This is a genomic window from Bacillus rhizoplanae, assembly GCF_917563915.1.
GTDB lineage: Bacteria > Bacillota > Bacilli > Bacillales > Bacillaceae_G > Bacillus_A > Bacillus_A rhizoplanae.
Genome location: NZ_CAKJTI010000017.1, coordinates 34,742 through 52,344, shown reverse-complemented (window position 1 = coordinate 52,344; position 17,603 = coordinate 34,742). Strand labels below are relative to the sequence as shown.

The 17,603-nt window shown below is 32.8% G+C and carries 14 protein-coding genes and 2 pseudogenes; 10 read left to right on the top strand and 6 right to left on the bottom strand.

Annotated features, from left to right (window positions below; translation table 11 throughout):
• Positions 1 to 627 precede the first annotated feature (627 nt).
• The 3 genes and pseudogenes from LRP84_RS15155 (at position 628) to LRP84_RS15145 (ending at position 2,195) form a co-directional block, all read left to right on the top strand.
• Positions 628 to 906 (top strand): annotated as a pseudogene (locus LRP84_RS15155) (AbrB/MazE/SpoVT family DNA-binding domain-containing protein).
• Positions 907 to 1,208: 302 nt separating this feature from the next.
• A complete protein-coding gene (locus tag LRP84_RS15150) occupies positions 1,209 to 1,520 on the top strand; it encodes a WYL domain-containing protein (RefSeq protein WP_230575848.1) in 312 nt (103 codons plus the stop codon).
• Positions 1,521 to 1,779: 259 nt separating this feature from the next.
• Positions 1,780 to 2,195: pseudogene (locus LRP84_RS15145) on the top strand (Imm44 family immunity protein).
• A gap of 476 nt (positions 2,196 to 2,671) precedes the next feature.
• Here the strand turns inward: LRP84_RS15145 and LRP84_RS15140 are convergent.
• The gene (locus LRP84_RS15140; protein WP_230575847.1) at positions 2,672 to 3,748 is read right to left on the bottom strand and encodes an MBL fold metallo-hydrolase; all 1,077 of its coding nucleotides are present in this window, start codon (positions 3,746 to 3,748) and stop codon (positions 2,672 to 2,674) included.
• Between the two features lie 510 nt (positions 3,749 to 4,258).
• A complete protein-coding gene (locus LRP84_RS15135) occupies positions 4,259 to 4,672 on the bottom strand; it encodes a hypothetical protein (RefSeq protein ID WP_230575846.1) in 414 nt (137 codons plus the stop codon).
• A 124-nt stretch (positions 4,673 to 4,796) separates the two neighbouring features.
• Between LRP84_RS15135 and LRP84_RS15130 the strand changes: the two genes are divergently transcribed.
• From LRP84_RS15130 to LRP84_RS15120, 3 genes are all read left to right on the top strand, one after another.
• The gene (locus tag LRP84_RS15130) at positions 4,797 to 5,408 is read left to right on the top strand and encodes a TetR/AcrR family transcriptional regulator (protein WP_230575845.1); all 612 of its coding nucleotides are present in this window, start codon (positions 4,797 to 4,799) and stop codon (positions 5,406 to 5,408) included.
• A gap of 455 nt (positions 5,409 to 5,863) precedes the next feature.
• The gene (locus tag LRP84_RS15125) at positions 5,864 to 7,117 is read left to right on the top strand and encodes an ATP-binding protein (RefSeq protein WP_230575844.1); all 1,254 of its coding nucleotides are present in this window, start codon (positions 5,864 to 5,866) and stop codon (positions 7,115 to 7,117) included.
• A gap of 793 nt (positions 7,118 to 7,910) precedes the next feature.
• Complete coding sequence (locus tag LRP84_RS15120) at positions 7,911 to 8,498, top strand: DinB family protein (protein ID WP_230575843.1); 588 nt, start codon at positions 7,911 to 7,913, stop codon at positions 8,496 to 8,498.
• Positions 8,499 to 8,739: 241 nt separating this feature from the next.
• On the opposite strand, the gene LRP84_RS15110 is transcribed toward LRP84_RS15120, so the two are convergent.
• Entirely contained in the window at positions 8,740 to 10,092 is a 1,353-nt protein-coding gene (locus LRP84_RS15110; protein WP_230575842.1) for an APC family permease, read from the bottom strand.
• A gap of 508 nt (positions 10,093 to 10,600) precedes the next feature.
• Between LRP84_RS15110 and ald the strand changes: the two genes are divergently transcribed.
• The 3 genes from ald to LRP84_RS15095 all read left to right on the top strand — a co-directional run bounded on the left by ald (position 10,601) and on the right by LRP84_RS15095 (position 13,765).
• On the top strand, positions 10,601 to 11,713 hold the full coding sequence (ald, locus tag LRP84_RS15105) for an alanine dehydrogenase (RefSeq protein WP_230575841.1): 1,113 nt from the start codon (positions 10,601 to 10,603) through the stop codon (positions 11,711 to 11,713).
• Positions 11,710 to 12,708 (top strand): bifunctional threonine ammonia-lyase/L-serine ammonia-lyase TdcB, encoded by a 999-nt coding sequence (gene tdcB / locus LRP84_RS15100; RefSeq protein ID WP_230575840.1) that lies wholly within the window; start codon positions 11,710 to 11,712, stop codon positions 12,706 to 12,708. Before ald ends, tdcB begins: the two co-directional genes overlap by 4 nt.
• 337 nt (positions 12,709 to 13,045) lie before the next feature.
• Positions 13,046 to 13,765, top strand: coding sequence for a YebC/PmpR family DNA-binding transcriptional regulator (locus tag LRP84_RS15095; RefSeq protein ID WP_230575839.1), 720 nt, complete (start codon positions 13,046 to 13,048; stop codon positions 13,763 to 13,765).
• 268 nt (positions 13,766 to 14,033) lie between these two features.
• Here the strand turns inward: LRP84_RS15095 and LRP84_RS15090 are convergent, their stop codons facing one another.
• Positions 14,034 to 14,510, bottom strand: a complete 477-nt coding sequence (locus LRP84_RS15090; RefSeq protein ID WP_230575838.1) for a hypothetical protein — start codon at positions 14,508 to 14,510, stop codon at positions 14,034 to 14,036.
• A 177-nt stretch (positions 14,511 to 14,687) separates the two neighbouring features.
• Between LRP84_RS15090 and pepT the strand changes: the two genes are divergently transcribed.
• A complete protein-coding gene (gene pepT / locus LRP84_RS15085) occupies positions 14,688 to 15,920 on the top strand; it encodes a peptidase T (RefSeq protein WP_230575837.1) in 1,233 nt (410 codons plus the stop codon).
• 245 nt (positions 15,921 to 16,165) lie between these two features.
• Here the strand turns inward: pepT and LRP84_RS15080 are convergent, their stop codons facing one another.
• The gene (locus LRP84_RS15080; RefSeq protein WP_230575836.1) at positions 16,166 to 16,678 is read right to left on the bottom strand and encodes a methylated-DNA--[protein]-cysteine S-methyltransferase; all 513 of its coding nucleotides are present in this window, start codon (positions 16,676 to 16,678) and stop codon (positions 16,166 to 16,168) included.
• 1 nt (position 16,679) lies between these two features.
• Positions 16,680 to 17,234, bottom strand: coding sequence for a bifunctional transcriptional activator/DNA repair enzyme AdaA (locus LRP84_RS15075; RefSeq protein ID WP_230575864.1), 555 nt, complete (start codon positions 17,232 to 17,234; stop codon positions 16,680 to 16,682).
• Between the last annotated feature and the right edge of the window lie 369 nt (positions 17,235 to 17,603).

Below are 17,603 nucleotides of genomic sequence, written 5' to 3'. Positions count from 1 at the left end.
TAGGTAATTCCGATGTTTTCCAATGATAAATCACATTCTACCTATTTACTATTTAGTTAGCCCCCTTTACTTATAAACAGCTCTCTAGAATCTTTTCGTTTTTTAAATCGTTCCTTGTTTTACAAAGAAGTTGATGGTTACCTTTTTACTTTTTAGTGTTTACCCTAAGCAACTATAGTTACCAATCATTTTCTTCATAGTTACAGTCCTTTCTGTAGTAATAGTTCTTACATAATTAAGAACCTTACTATAAATGAACAAGTGCATTCTAAAAGACCTGGTTTGAATGAGAACATTCGCGGTTCTTGTTAATTCAATGGTTACCCTAAGAAACTAACTGGTTACCAATCATCATCTTCATAGATTCAGCCCTTTCTGTAGTAATAGTTCTTACATAATTAATTAGTCGTCAAGCAATGTATGAATGGTTTGGAGAACCAAAAGAATAAGGAGAAAGGACGTTAAAAATGAAAGAAGAAACTATTTCATTGTGGGGAGGATTCAAAAATACACTCAGGATGATTGTTTGGTTTTGGATCATAATGCTTTTTATATTTGGAGAAAGCTTGTTACAATAAAAAGAAAAACATAGGGTAAATAAGATAATGAAAAGAGGAAAGAGGCTGAATGAAGTCAACGGGAATCACTAGAAAAGTAGATGAATTGGGGCGTGTAGTTATCCCAAAAGAACTGAGGGATACGCTCGGTATTTAAAAAAAATCACCATTAGAGATCATTGTAGATGGAGAAAAAATTGTTTTACAGAAGTATCAAGCTGGTGGGGCTTGTATGATAACTGGTGAGGTTTCAGAACGTAATATGTCATTAGCAAATGGAAAGATTACAATAAGTCCAGAAGGTGCAGAGTACCTGGTTAAAGAGTTGCAACAATACCAAGTTAAATAGAGAAATTAAAGGCTCCGCCATACAGGGAGCTTTTTTATTATCAATATAATAATTTCACATACCGTAATAATTAATAAACAAAACAACCCCCAAATAGTAGCCTACATTTATAGCTTGTTTCCCTTTTGGGATGCTATTTCCTTACAAATGTATCTAATTTCCTAGCGTTGTAAATCCGCATTTTCCTGACTCTATCCCTTATAGAGATAAATTTGGGAGCCACCATTGTAGCAATTGTTCTACTTTGATACATTAAAGATTAACTAATAGTTATAACTAAATCGGATGGAAGAGGAACGGGTATGAAACCAAAAATAGTACAGGTACTTGAATCACAACGATGTTTGCAAATGAAATACAATGGGAAAGAGAGACAAGTAGAAGTCGTAGCAGTATATCGTTATCGTAACGGAGGATCATTGTATTTTGTTGCTTATTGTCATTATCGAAAAGAATGGAGGTTTTTTAAGAATTCCAGAATTGATACATGTAAGATTACTAATGAGTCTTCTACAAAGACCTTACCATCATTAAAACAACTAAAATGGGGGGAAGATGGAGACTTATTTAAAAAAGTTAAATTTGTGGGTATCTCCCCATCACTATCAAGCTAATATTTTGGAGTATCCCCAAAATGGAAGTTTCACTTTATCTCTCCATAGTTGTCTACGAAAATTCAGTTCATTTTTTCATTTTGGGGAACAAGAGATTTCTTAAGTTGATGGGCATGTGGTGCTACCCCTATATAAAGATTGAAAAACGTGGAACAAAAAAATGCATCAATGGCAACATAAACAGAAAGTGGCATATAAAAAGAAATATGGCAAACGTCCAATATTAAATAAAAGTGATTATTGATAAAGGTGAGTGAGTATCAGATTTTTTTTGAGTGGTGAAATAGAAGGTAATATTAATAAAGAATTTTCAAAGTTAATTTTAGAAATCGGTAAAGAATTAGAAAACCTTGAAAATGATACTTATGGTAGTGAAGTGGAGGAAATAGGGGTAATTCCTATAATAGTTAAGATAATTCCAGAGTATGAAGAATCGGGTTTTTTTTAAGAAAGAAAGTTATTTAAAAAGAAAAGTAAAGAAGCAGATTTTAGATTAAGGATTGACTACGAAACCTTTTTGATTGCAGATTATAATACAAAAAAATGTTAATAATTAAAAATATTATTCAATGCATTAGAATACTAGGGACGAAGGCAAAGTTAGACTTTAATGCAAAAAAACTAGAACAAGATGTTTTGCGAATTTTTCATATTGAAGAAAATATAATTTTATAATCCATAGTGTGGCATAGATTAAAAACAAAAAATAGCATACACATAATAAGGGAATGCAGTATAAATCAGTATACAAGCATTCCCTTGCTAAGAAAATGTATGATATTAGTGTGTTATATGATATTATAGTTGTCCTAAATTTTCACTTATGTTTTCTGATAAGAAGTATCCCCATACAATGATATTTATTATTATAAATACTTTTATTGCATGGTGTTTGTTGTAGCTTTGAAATAAAGTTACGATATTTTATCTCTTTCAATTAAAGAATTCTAAGTGAGTTTTGATCAAACCTTTTTCAAAATGTGTGGGTTTCTTCTATATATAAAATTAAAGTTCGGAGTACACTTTTAATCAAACTTTATTTAAAACCTACATCGGGGATTTTTTTTGCTTCCTCTGTTTAATGACCCCATAGTCAATCAATTTTTTGTTTCTTTTTTTACAGATGAAGAAATCAAACTTCATTGCACAATTTATTCATCCTCGATAACTGTACCATCGCTCTGGATTCTTTCCCCCCAGGTAAGAATATAACTTGATGAATGCGGCTGCGACTTAATTTTATTATAAGAATAACCGTACTTCCAACGATAGCCGTTAGCTGCGGTTGAATGACTAAGTTCCATTTCATGGCTATATAATGTAACATCAGCTTTAATTTGATTTGACGCCTGGATTGGATCATATCCATTTGCAATATGAAGCATAAAAAGATTTATATGCCTGGTCGGTTTAAGAGCCGTAAGGTCTCTTGAGTCTGCAATATCGTATATCGTATAATTATCAGCACTGGGGCCTAAATTTATCTGGGATACTATTACCGGCGTAGTGCTTTGTTGGTTCATAGTAAAACGTACATTCACTTCCCCGAAATTATATTCACATGTATCGCTTATAACCGTTATCCCATTAGCAGAAAAAGGTGCGTAAACCGGTTTCCCTTTTGCGGCTAAGGCATTAACAAAGTTTTGATCATAATGATCCTGATGCTTATGAGAGACTATTGCAAAGTCAAGTATATCTGCTAAATCGGCAGAATCACGCGCAACTATATCGATACCAAAAGTAGTATTTTTTGTTTTGACAATAATACCCATGTTGTAAATCTGCCAGATTACAACTCCATGCTCAACTTTGGTTCTCCTAATTTCTTTAAACGCACGCTGGTCTGCACGATGAAGATAATATAAAATAGGATTTGATTGCTCCAACGCATCTGCTGTCGAAGGATTGTTTATCCAAGATGAGCGGTAGGAATTCCATGTTGAATTGCTGAGTTGCCAGCCGTATTCGTCTAGTATGGCGGTTTTGTTCCATCTTGTATTGAAATTTGATCCGTCTGCATTTGCTGGATTATCTAAGAACCAATTAAGTGTTGAGTTTAAAGCTTTAAAATTAGCTATTGGTAAATTGGCGCTGCCCTCATCAGTCACTGCGGGGGTTTGAGAAGGACTTTCGTTAATATAGATAGAAGACCCCTCTGCCCAGGCTGTAGCTGTGCTAAATAGCAGAATGCACGCAGCTAAACCAATAATATACATTTTTTTCATGTTATACTCCTCCTAAATATTGTATAGTTCCTACATTTTATAAACAGCCATTATTCGCTCCTTTCGATAAAAATTGCTAATATTCTAACTATACTCACCCTATATTAGAAGTGTACTAGGTTATTGTAAATTTCATATGAAGGGGCTGTTAAGTCTTTTCTTTTTCAAAATGGATTCTTTTATTTATCGTAAAATGCTGGCTTATGGGGTATTTTTGATCAATCTTTATTTCAAAGCTACACTTTCAATCAAAGACTTCTAAATGAGTTTTATTCAAACTTTTTTATAAAACGGAGAGTCCATTCAAAAAGAAAAGAAACCATTTTGATTAATCTTTTTTCAAAATGATTTCTTTTTATTAGCCATAGCTTGTGGATTTACGGAACATTTTTGATCAAACTTTATTTTAAGGCTACAGAATAAAGATTCATGTGAGGTTAACATAACGTCCTATTATCGGCATGTAAAAAAGATGCTTCGTTATGGATCGCCTTAATATATATTTATAGATTAATTAACATTCTTAATATGCCCCTCTGCTTTACAAGTCCTAGATGCTCCATAAGGATTACAGTCAAGGTGAATTGTATAATAACCACCAGGATTAGCAGAGTAGACATTACCCCAACCATCACCAGGTTTTATTATTTTCTCTGCTACGACAAATGAACCATTTTTCTTGATTTGAACTTTCACACTATGATAACTTATTGAATTCACACCGAAAAAAAATGAATATTTTCCGTTTGTTGGTACATATATCGGGTATCCTGCGGTTCCATCTGAATATTCACCAATTGAAAGATAGACATGACGTTCAGAAGCCGCCTCCGCTTTAGATTGTGGAAAAAATGCAAAAATCATTAAAAAACATAAAATAAACGGTAACAACCATTTTTTTATAATTCCTTGAGATAATGTCATTAAACCAACTCCTTTATAAGTATTATTTTTTTAGTACTAACTAGTCGGTATTAATCAATTTATTATATGATGAAGAATGCGCTACCGTTAATTAAATATTCAGTCTTTTTAAAAGGAGGTTGCTATGGGAATTTATCATCAAAAACAATCAGAAAACACCATCAACAAATTAATGCAATCAGGAATTAATTTGTTTTCTAAACAAGGCTACTCTAGTACAAGTGTTGATCAAATTGTGAAACATGCTGGTTACTCTAAAGGTGCTTTCTATGTTCATTTTTCCAATAAAGAGGAATTTTTGTTGAAACTAATAAAAGAAGGAATTGATTTTTATTTTGAAGATTTAAAGGAAATTCTTACTCAAAAAGAGTGTGATATGCTAAATAAATTTAAAGAATACTCTATGCGTTTGGTAAATGAAGCTTATGAAAAAGGATCTTCTCCCATGCTTCTCCAAGGATGTATGATTTCGAATCAATTACCTCTAATAAAAGAAAGGCTTATTTTCCAGATGGAAGAATGGAGATCATTCCTTACACATTTTTTTCAGAGAATGAAAGACGAAGGTATAATCGGAAGTCCATTAGATGCCAGAACTTTAGCAACAGCAGGCATGGCTATTTTTAATGGATTTAATTTGCAACATTTTGTAGACAATCGAATTCCAATACAGGACATGCTAAATGTTTTTGTTGAACTCCTTCAAATCCAAGAACCGAATAAAAAAGATGAATAAGAGTATTGTGTCAATTGAATTTTGTATACTGTATTCATGTGAGGTTAACATAACGTATCATTATCAGTAGTCAATCTATCTAGAAAAATAAAATCTTCTACAATTTAATACAAAAAACGACTAAAAAGATAAAATTTTCTGTTTTTTTGTTGCAACATGACGATTTTCATGTTATTATAAAAGCAATCACACGATAGGTGGTGATATCCCTTTAAAATTAACAGAATATTGAAAAAGTTAGTGTTTATGAGTCGTTATCTTTATTTGCTTCCTTCTTGCATTTCTCTACAAAAATAATATTTTCAAGAATCTTTTTGTAGGGAAATAAAAAACATTCCATTTAGAGAATGTTTTATTGCCATCAATTCTAATATAAGCAGTAAAAAAGCACTTGAAAAAGTGCTTTTTTACCTTTTCTGTCACTCTTTTTACAAAGAATTAGGGAGGTATAAAACATGTGGATCTGTACACTACTATTAAATGCATTTATTATTATAATTTGTATCCTTAGTTATCAAGTGTTTTGGTTAGACAAAACTGAAAAAAAAGCACGTAACAATATATTAATTTCTTTTCTTGCATCCATTGCAATTATTCTTTGTATGACCTTCCCAATTCATTTTCACACTGGGCACATTTATGATCTGCGTTTTATTCCTATTCTTTTAGTTTTACTATATGGAAACACAAGAAGTATAATTTTTATCAGTATTGTATATTTTTCATATAGATTTTACTTAGGTGGACATGGTTTTTTTTCATCAATTATTATATATGGTATTATTATAATTACTATTACAATATTTCATCATTTTCTCCGCATTCATTTCGAAAGAAAAAAAACAGTATTCAACATACTACTTATTTTAATTTGTACCAGTTTTCTTTCAGTTTTTGCTGTAATAAATCAAATTGAACTAATTGGTAAAATACAATTTGATTTTATTAAATTATTAGCTAATTATATAATAATTAATATTTTCACAGGATTATTATCTATTTATTTAATAGAAGGAATGATAGAAAAGTTTAAGATGAAAGAAAAAATTCAAAGGGCAGAGAAGTTTTGTCTAATTAGCGAATTAGCTGCATCTATTGCACATGAAATCAACAACCCAATCACTACTGTATATGGATTCGCTCAATTACTTCATAGAAGTGAAATCTCAAAAGCATCTCAAGATAACTACTTGCAAATTATGTTAGTTGAACTAGAAAAAGTACAGTTCATTATTAATAATTATTTATCTTTAACAAAACCACAAAACATAATAAAAGAATCGGTAAATATTAAGCAACTTTTTCATCAAGTAAAAAATAGTATTTTACCACTTGCACTCTCACACAATGTTGAAATAAAAAGTGATATCACAAATTTGCTATATATAAATTCTGATCCGGAAAAACTAAAACAATGTTTAATCAACATTGCACAAAACGGAATTGAAGCTATGCAAAATGGTGGAGTATTACAAATTAATATACAAAAAATAAAAAATAATATTATAATTGATATTATTGATTCAGGAATAGGAATGTCTTCTCAAGAAATTAAAAGAATTGCCATGCCATTTTATTTAACTAAAGAAAAAGGAACCGGACTTGGCACTATGGTCGCTTATAGCATCATTAAAGAATTAAACGGAGATATAGAAATAAAGAGTAAAAAAGGAAAAGGAACCCATTTTTCTATCATTATACCTTGCTAATAGAGGTCACGATACCATTCTGGGGAAATTAGTTAATTATTAATCTTTTTGTCAAAATATAATTGGGATATTTTGTGAAAAATCGAACAATAAAAATAAAAAAGTGTACAACTAACTCTAAAAAGTCCGTTACTGAGTGTAGAAAAATGCTTGTAATGTTGAAAATTAGTATAAAAAATGAAAAGTATTGTGTAATTAATGTTTGTTTTAAAACATAGAGAAACGATCTAAATAGCATAAAAAATCGAGTGTGAAATCGGATAGATTTTATACTCGATTTTTTATTGTTTATTGCGTTTCAACTATCAAAATAGCATTCGAAATAGTAGTACTGTTAACGCGTTAACGATTTCTGTTGTCATACTTAAATATAATGTGTGATTCAGGGTGTTAATTTAAATATTAAGAATAAAAGATAAAAATGATTAGGAAATTTATGTTAAAATAGTTATGAGATTATGAAGATACTTATTCAACAAACGGACAGGATTGTTGAATTAAGTAGTATTGGTTATCCCGCATTAACGGGCAGTAAGCCCCCCACCTCAAGATTGAGAGAGAAGCGAAGAAGCTAGGTGGGGGATAACGGCCCGTAAAAGCCCGATTGGTTCAACTAACCATCAGTGGGGGGGAACCCTCACTGACGGAAGTTTCACTTTATTGAAGGAGTATAAGTGTATATGAAAAGAGTAGATGTTACATATGTACTTCTTATTGATGAAAATAAGAAAATTACTGTTTAGAAAGATTTCACTGGAGTAATTCTTATGAAATAAAATGGGGGAGTTAATAGATGAAATCTGAAAGTATAACACACCATTTTCAAACATTAAGACAGCAACGACATTGTTTTTTTCAAAAAGTACAATTTATTTCAAATGATAAACTATGGGACCAAAAAGAAGGAAAATGGTCTATTGGCGAGCACATATACCATCTATATTTAATTTTAAGAATGGTTAAAGTTGCAACAAAATTTTCTTTTGTTCTTATTCCGTATGCAAAAATGAGAAGGAAGAAAGCATTTGTAAATCAAATACATGATATTTATGCAGAATATAAAGAAAAGCATGGAAGAGGGATGAAAGCGCCTTTCATTTTAGTGCCACCGAAAAAAGTACTTCATACTATGGATAAAGAAGAGTTAAAGAGATTGCTGTTAAATGAAACGGATAAATTGAGAGAATTAGTTATAAATATTGAAGAAGATATTGCTGGACATATCGTGTTTTTGGATCCAATGGCCAACTATCCTAACTTAATTCAGGCTATTCAACTTTTAGCAATACATGAAGAGCACCATTATAAAATCATTGAAAGCTATTATAGTGACATAATTAAAGAATCTGATGCTGAAGATAAGAAAAAGGTACAATTTTGAGATGTTCCCCAAGATGTAACATAAGTGACGTATGTGTATAACGTAAATCGTGAAAACGAATTTTTTACACCGGCTTTTTAATCGCTTTAGAAAAATGATTGTGCACATAACTTGGATTGAGGGGATTACTTTTTTTATTTGTTGTAAAACATACAAAACAGCATGACAGTAAAATGTCATGCTGTTTTTTAATTGTATATCTCTAAATATTTTTCTAGATGATTTTGTATGAGATAAAGCACTACAAGTCATTATTTTTAACTTGAACGTGCTTGTTCCGCATTGCAAAGTAAATAGGAAGACCTAAAGTAGTTAAGCCTATACCACATAATGCTAGCAACGTTTGTGTGAAAAGTGTATTAATAACGATAAATGATCCGCCTATAATAGATATCATCGGTATAACAGGATATAGAGGTACTTTGTAAGGACGCACAAGTTCTGGTTCTCTTTTACGTAAAATGAATACTGCTATAAATGTCATTGTATAGAATATCCATATAACAAACACTAACATATCTGTTAAAGTATTAAATCCACCGATCACCATCATAATGACAGAAACGCCTAAGATAAATAATCCTGAATTATAAGGAACTCGACTATTGCTAGATAATGTCGCAAACCATTTACTAAAAGGTAGTTTGTTTTCTAATGCCATTGCATAAGGGATACGCATTCCTGTCATGATATATCCATTGATTGTTCCAAATACAGAAATTAAAATACCGATTGTAACTAATTTTCCTCCCATTGCTCCAAACAGAATTGTCGCTACTTCAGATGCAGGTGTATCAGTTCCTGCAAGCGCTGTTGCAGACATAACCATAAGGAAAGCAATATTAATAAGTAAGTAAACAACCATAACAGTAGATAATCCGATTACGATTGCTTTAGGTAAGTCTTTTTTAGGATTTTTCATTTCCCCAGCGATATTTCCTACATGAATCCATCCATCATAAGCAAACATTGTTGCAAGTAAGCCAGATCCAAGCGCGGATATAAATGATTTACCTGGTCCTGCTTCAACTGGAAACAGTTGTAGAGTTACGTCGCCTTTGTGGAATAATCCAAAAATAATAAGTAATGCTAAAGGAAGTAGTTTACATATAGTCGATACAGTTTGAATTCCTCCGGCTGCTTTCGCGCCTAAGAAGTTCATCAAGGTTACGAATGTTGCGGTAACAACAGCAATTCCAATAATCATCATTTTATGTTCATTCGCATTTAATCCAAATAAACTAACTGCTTGTGTTCCGAAAATAATAGCAAGTGCTGCAATATTGGCCGGGAAGTAAATGACTGTTTGTGCCCAGCCCAGTAGGAAAGCAGTTAAGTTTCCATAAGTACGCTTTAAATATGCCATCATTCCACCTGTTTCAGGAATAGCTGCCGAAAGTTCAGCAGCAGTTAAACCTGCGCAAACAGTTAGTATTCCACCTATTACCCATGCGAGTAATCCTAAACTCGCTGTTCCGGTTACACCGTATAATGCAGTAGGCTTAAAAAATACACCTGCCCCAATAACGGTACCAATAACAGTGGTTAATGCTGCAAAGAAGCCGATTTCTTTTTTTAGTTGTGTTTGCGACATAATAATCACTCCTGTTTGGAAAAATACATGCAATCTCTGATGAATTCATTTTTATTTCAATTTTAAATAGTATATCCTCTCATTTTTTTAATAGTGCTTTATATTGATAAAATTTAATTTTATTTGTGATATAATTCACAAATTTATAGAAATTACTATAGAGTATTTCTACGTTCATATGTGAAAAAATTCACAAAGGTAATAAAAAAATAAAATTGCATTTCATTTGAATTCATAAGAGATGTTACTCGTGACAAAGTCTAGCACAAGTTGAAAACGGATTCAATGCTTATTTGAATGAAAAAAATTATTTCAAAATAAATAAAAACATTTTGTGAACTGTTTCACAAAATGTTGACTCATCATTTTTTTGAGTGCTATCTTGTAGGTGTAAACAGGCGATTCAGACAAATGAGGAAATATAGAAACGTTTGATATATTCCGTAATTTTATTTGGATCGTATAACAAATAATGTAATGAATATTACATTTAAAAGGATGTGTCAACATGAAAATTGGCGTAGTAAAAGAGATTAAAAAAGGTGAAGCACGTGTTGGGATGACACCAGAAAATGCCCAGAAATTAATTAAAGCTGGACATGAGGTTTTAGTAGAAAAAGATGCTGGTGTGGGATCAGGTTATACAAATGAAGAATATACGAATGCAGGTGCTACTTTAGTAAATCAAGAGCAAGCCTGGGATGTTGATATGGTAGTAAAAGTAAAAGAACCTTTAGCGGAAGAGTATAAATATTTTAAGAAAGATTTAATTGTTTGGGGATTTTTACATCTAGCAGCTTCAAAAGAGTGTGTTGAAGCGATGAGAAAAGCGGGAACAACCGCTATTGCCGGAGAAACAATTAGTGAAAATGGAGTTTTAACGTTATTAAAACCGATGAGTGCAATCGCTGGGCGCCGGGCAGTATTTATGGGAGCTTATTATTTAGAAAAACAACATCAAGGAGAAGGTATTTTATTATCAGGAATAGATGGTATTCCAGCTGGTAATGTTGTCATTTTAGGCGGAGGTAATGCGGCAATTAATGCTTGTGATATGGCTGTTGGAATTGGTTGCCATGTAACTATTTTAGAGTTAAACAAAACACAGATTACTTATTTACAAGAAAAATATGCAAATGCTCCAGTTGAAATCATGGAATCTAATACTGAAAACTTAGAGAAAACAATTAAAAATGCGGACTTATTTATTTCAACCATTTTAATTCCGGGTTCTAGACCACCGAAAATTGTGAAAGAGTATATGGTTCAGTCTATGAAACCAGGAAGTGTTATCGTTGATATTGCAATCGATCAAGGCGGAACGGTTGAAACGATTGATCACTATACAACACATAATGATCCTATATTTATTAAGCATGCTGTCATACACTATGCTGTGCCAAATATGCCTGGAGCGACGCCGCGTACTTCTACTATGGCGTTAGCGAATGGAAACATCGATTATTTATTAGCGATTGCTAACGATGGTTTAGAAGAGACTCTACAAAATAAACCTGCATTAGTACACGGTATTAATATTTATAAAGGAACCATTACCTATGAAAATTTAGGAACAACGTTAGGGTTAGATTATAAACAATTGAAAGAGGTGTTAGTATGATTACCGAAACCTTGCCACTAAACATTGTTGATATAAAAAAAGCCAAACAAGTTCTTGATAGAAATGCTCGGAAAACACCCCTTGTTAAATCCTTTTATTTAACAAGTAAAACAGGTGGGGAAATATATTTAAAATTAGAAAATATGCAATTAACAGGATCATTTAAATTTCGCGGGGCATTTAATAAAATTTCTAATTTAACAGATGAAGAAAAAGCTCGTGGAGTTATTGCTTGTTCAGCTGGAAACCATGCACAAGGTGTTGCATTATCTTCACACTTACTTGGAATTAAAAGTAAAATTGTTATGCCAACTTCTGCTCCAAAGGCGAAAGTTGAAGCAACGAAAGGATATGGTTCAGAAGTTATTTTATATGGCGATACTTTTGATGATGCGAAAGCAAAATGTGAAGAAATTATAAAAGAAACGGGAGAAACATATTTACATCCATATGATGATGTAGAAGTAATGGCAGGTCAAGGAACAATTGGCTTAGACATTCTTGATGATATGTGGGATGTTGATACAGTACTTGTACCGATTGGCGGTGGCGGAATTATTGCCGGGATCGCGGTAGCACTTAAATCCTTTAATCCTTCTATTAATATAATTGGTGTTCAGGCAGATAATGTTCATGGAATGAAAGCTTCATATGATAAGGGTGAAATAATAGAACATTATAATGCACCTACTATAGCTGATGGATGTGCAGTGAAAATTCCAGGAACCTTAACTTTTAAAATTGTGAGAGAGTTAGTAGATGATATTGTAACTGTATCAGAAGAAGAATTAGAAGTAGCTATGAAAGATTTATTACAACGTGGAAAAGCTGTTGTAGAAGGTGCTGGAGCATTAGCGACAGCTGCTCTCCTTGCAGGTAAAGTTGATCCATATATAAAAGGGAAAAAAGTAGCAGCGATTATTTCTGGTGGAAATGTTGATTTAACTCGTATTTCTAGTGTGTGTGAGCATTTCTTTGCGAATGAAGTAAAGTAGTAAAATAAAAAATGAGACTGAGCGATAGGCTCATAGAATATGAGAAGAGCTAAGAGAGAACCTCTTAGCTCTTCTTCGTAAAAGAGGCACCAATTGTAATAGTTCAATATTTTTGCATTAACGGATGAGAACTATCTGTCTTTCTTTGATTATTAAACTTGTAATGAGGTATAATACAATATAGTGAATAAATGCGACTTCTTCAATTCATATTGTTTGTCAGTAATGTGAAATATAAAGAACTTTTTATATTTAGTTTGAAAAAGTGTTGAAGAAGCAGCCTATTTCATATTACTATTTTTATGTAGATTCAAAGCTGAAAGAGAGTGAAACAAGTATGGGCCGTAAGTGGAACAATATTAAAGACAAAAAAGCGTCAAAGGATGCAAATACAAGTCGTATCTATGCAAAATTTGGACGTGAAATTTATGTAGCAGCAAAACAAGGTGAACCAGATCCAGAATCCAATCAGACTTTAAGAGTGGTACTTGAGCGTGCAAAAACGTACAGCGTGCCGAAAACAATTATTGACCGTGCGATTGAAAAAGCAAAAGGTGGTTCAGAAGAAAGCTATGACGAACTTCGTTATGAAGGCTTCGGACCAAATGGATCAATGGTAATTGTAGATACATTAACAAATAACGTAAATCGTACTGCAGCAGATGTGCGTGCTGCGTTTAGTAAAAACGCTGGTAACATGGGAGTAAACGGATCTGTAGCATATATGTTTGATGCAACAGCTGTAATTGGTCTTGAAGGCAAAACAGCAGATGAAGCACTTGAAATCTTAATGGAAGCAGATGTAGATGTGCGTGATATTTTAGAAGAAGAAGAAGCAGTTATCGTTTATGCAGAGCCTGATCAGTTCCATGCAGTGCAAGAGGCATTTAAAAACGCTGGTATCACTGAATTTACCGTTGCAGAACTGACAATGCTTGCGCAAAATGATGTAACACTTCCAGAAGATGCACAAGTGAAATTTGAGAAAATGATTGATGCATTAGAAGATTTAGAAGATGTTCAGCAAGTGTACCACAATGTAGATTTAGGTGAATAATATAGAAAAGCAGACCTTTGTTTTGTAACAAAGGTCTGCTTTTTTAGAGTGTTCATTGAAATTTAAAGGCTCTTTTCGTATAGATTGTTGTTTTTTGCGACAAAAATAAGACCTCAGATTAAATCCAGGTCTTAGGTATTTATGAACGCTTTCTTCGTATGGCGATATTAATCTTCATCACGATTTCCAAGTCCAAACAATAACCCAAATAAATGCACAAGATAGAATCCGAAAATCAATTTTGAAAATGTAAATATTTACTAAAATTCTATTTTTTGTGCACACTCGCACTTAGAATATTCTTGCATTTTCTAATATTTCGTTTGATTTGCCGATTTTCAAAAAAATAAACCTCTGTACCTGCCCAAATAAAAACCCAACACACAATGCTTAATACTCCTGCAGTATAGGCATGAGTACTTGAAAGCTTCAAGTATATCACCCCAACAATAATCCCAATCACAAACAAAACAATAGCCTTTTTGACATTTCTAGCATATGTATATTCCTCTTCGTTCAAGAGGTTAGAAAAAGTGTTAAATGTGGCAGTCTTCAATGACTTTTCGTCAAAATCATTCTGACCTAAAAAAAATATTTCTACTTCTTTTCTTTTGCCACTGTGTAGCTTTGACAATAGAAAATCTTCAAGGTCAGAGCTTAGGTGAACATCATCAGAGCTATAATATCGTGAAAACGGAGTATCGGTTTCATCTAAATAGATATTTATACTTAATTCATCTTTCATGTTTACCCTCCTTTAACTCCAGTTTACTAGTTGAAAGTCAACCTTTTATCAGTATGGTCAAGATAGCAACAATTCTTACGAAAACAGAGAATTTAAAAGATAAAGTCAAAAGAAATAAAAAAATGTGTAATAAGGGCGTATAATAAATAAAGATGTATAAAAAAGGAGTGTAGTAGAATGAAACAGGAAATTATAGAACGCTTTACAAGATATGTTCAGGTGGATACACAATCTGATGCAGAAAGTCATACTGTACCATCAACGCCTGGCCAAATTGAGTTTGCAAAGCAACTAGTAGAAGAGTTGAAGTCGATTGGATTATCAGAAGTAACGATGGATGAGAATGGCTACGTAATGGCGACGCTTCCTGCTAATACGGACAAGCAGGTTCCTGTAATCGGTTTTTTAGCTCATTTAGATACAGCTACAGATTTTACAGGAAAAAATGTTAAGCCACAAATTCATGAAAATTTTGATGGCAAGGCAATTACGCTAAATAAGGGATTAGGTGTTGTATTAACACCAGAATTATTTCCAGAGCTTCCATCTTACCAAGGGCATACATTAATTACAACTGATGGAACAACACTTCTTGGTGCAGATGACAAAGCGGGAATTACAGAAATTATGACGGCAATGAATTATTTATTACATAACCCACAAATTAAACATGGGAAAATTAGAATAGCATTTACGCCTGATGAAGAGATTGGTCGCGGTCCATCACACTTTGATGTAGAAGCTTTCGGAGCTTCATTTGCGTATACAATGGATGGAGGCCCACTAGGTGGATTAGAATATGAAAGTTTTAACGCTGCTGGTGCTAAGCTAATTTTTAAAGGGAATAGCACTCATCCTGGCACAGCTAAAAATAAAATGGTCAATGCAACCAAATTGGCAATGGAATTCCATAGACAACTACCAGTAGAAGAAGCGCCAGAACATACAGAGGGATATGAAGGCTTCTACCATCTTATTTCTCTAAATGGTGATGTTGAGCGAAGTCAATCTAACTATATTATTCGTGATTTTGACCGCGCTCATTTTAAGACTAGAAAAGAGAATATAACAGCTATTACAAAACAGATGCAAGAGAAGTATGGTGAGGAAAATATCATTCTTGAGATGAATGATCAGTATTACAATATGCTTGAAAAAATTGAACCAGTGAAAGAAATCGTTGATATTGCTTATAAAGCAATGAAAAATCTAGATATCGAGCCGAATATCCAACCAATTCGCGGTGGAACTGACGGTTCCCAATTATCATATATGGGCCTGCCGACACCAAATATTTTTACGGGCGGAGAAAACTACCACGGTAAATTTGAATATATTTCTGTAGATAATATGGAAAAAGCTGTTCAAGTTATTGTCGAAATCGCACGATTATTTGAAGATAAAGCTTAAAAGAAATAAAGTGAAACTTCCGTCAGTGGGGGGGGCTTCATTCCCCACTGACGGTTAGTTGAACCAATCGGGCTTTTACGGGCAGTTATCCCCAAACTATCTTCTTTGCTTCTCTCTGAATCTTGAGGTGGGGGTCTTACTGCCCGCGAATAGCGGGATAAACCCGGATAGCCATATTCCTATTCGGGTTTTTACACTTATATAATATGGGTATCTCTTTTATTAGTATTTTCATTATTTTTCATTTACTTTTCAAGCATTAGCAGCTGTTCCTTCATTTTTAAACCACCTCTAAATCCAGTTAATTTTCCATTCTTTCCAATGACGCGATGACAAGGGATGATAATCAAAACGGGATTAGCTCCAATTGCACCTCCCACTGCACGTACTGATTTTGTTTTTTTGATTAACTCTGCAATATCCGAATATGAATAAGTTTGTCCATAAGGAATGTCACATAATGCATTCCAAACTGTTAATTGGAATGGTGTCCCGATAATATGAACAGGACATGAAAAAGCCTTGCGTTGTCCCTTAAAATACTCTATTAATTCATCAACATATGGCTGTGATTTTTGGGCGTCTTGTACCAAAGTATATTGCGGCAATCGTTTTTTAGCCCAATTTGATAACTCTTCAAAAGATTGATTTTGAGAGCCTATATAACATAGTCCTTTTGATGTCGCTGCAATATACATACTCCATTTTCCATAAACAAATAATGTCCAATAGATTGTTTGATTTGTTTTTGATGTCATTTTATTTAACCTCTTTTGTACGATTCATTTTTCGATAATCTGTAGGTGTATATCCTGTTTTCTTTTTAAATAGGGTTGCAAAATGTGTAGTATTCGATATACCTACAGCAAAACTGATTTCCTTAAGTGTATGATTCGTATTGGCAAGGTATTGCATAGCTTTGGAAATACGTGTTTGTTGTATATATTCAATTGGAGTTATTCCTTTAATCTTCTTAAATGTGCGCTGTAAATGATAAGGGCTACCGTGACACGTATTTGCTAGTATTGTAAGCGTTAATTTTTCGGAGTAATGGTTATCAATGTATTCCGTAATTTGCACTATCCAGTCTTCTTCAGGTAGCCTTAGTCTATTTGGCTTACATCGTTTACAAGGACGAAACTTTTCTGAGAGAGCTTGCTGTGCATTAAGAAAGATTTGTACATTGTTTCTGTTAGGTACGCGAGACTTGCATGACGGGCGACAAAAAATACCTGTTGTTTTTACAGCGTAATAAAATTTGTCATCATATGATGAATTATTGTGAACAATTGCTTGCCATCTTTCATCTGTCATTAAATCTTGATACTTAGGTGTTTCTCTTTGAATATTTTCACGGCGTTTTGGTCTTTCGCTTTTCATATAACCACCTCCGAAATCAGTATATCCTGAATGAAGTACGTATGTACGGATTTATGAATGTAAGAGCAAGATTACAAAGATAAAATATAAAATATAAAATTTTATAAATTGTTATTCAAAGAAAAAAGATGTATAAATGATAGGAGTTTTTATTTAAATTTTAAAATTATTCTTAAAATAATTGTATTCTAGGCTTATATTTAATTAATAATAATCACTCATATTTGATGAGGGGTTAAAAGATACTATGTGTAATAAGGGAAGTGAAGGAAATGAATTTCAATATTGACTAAGTGGAGATCA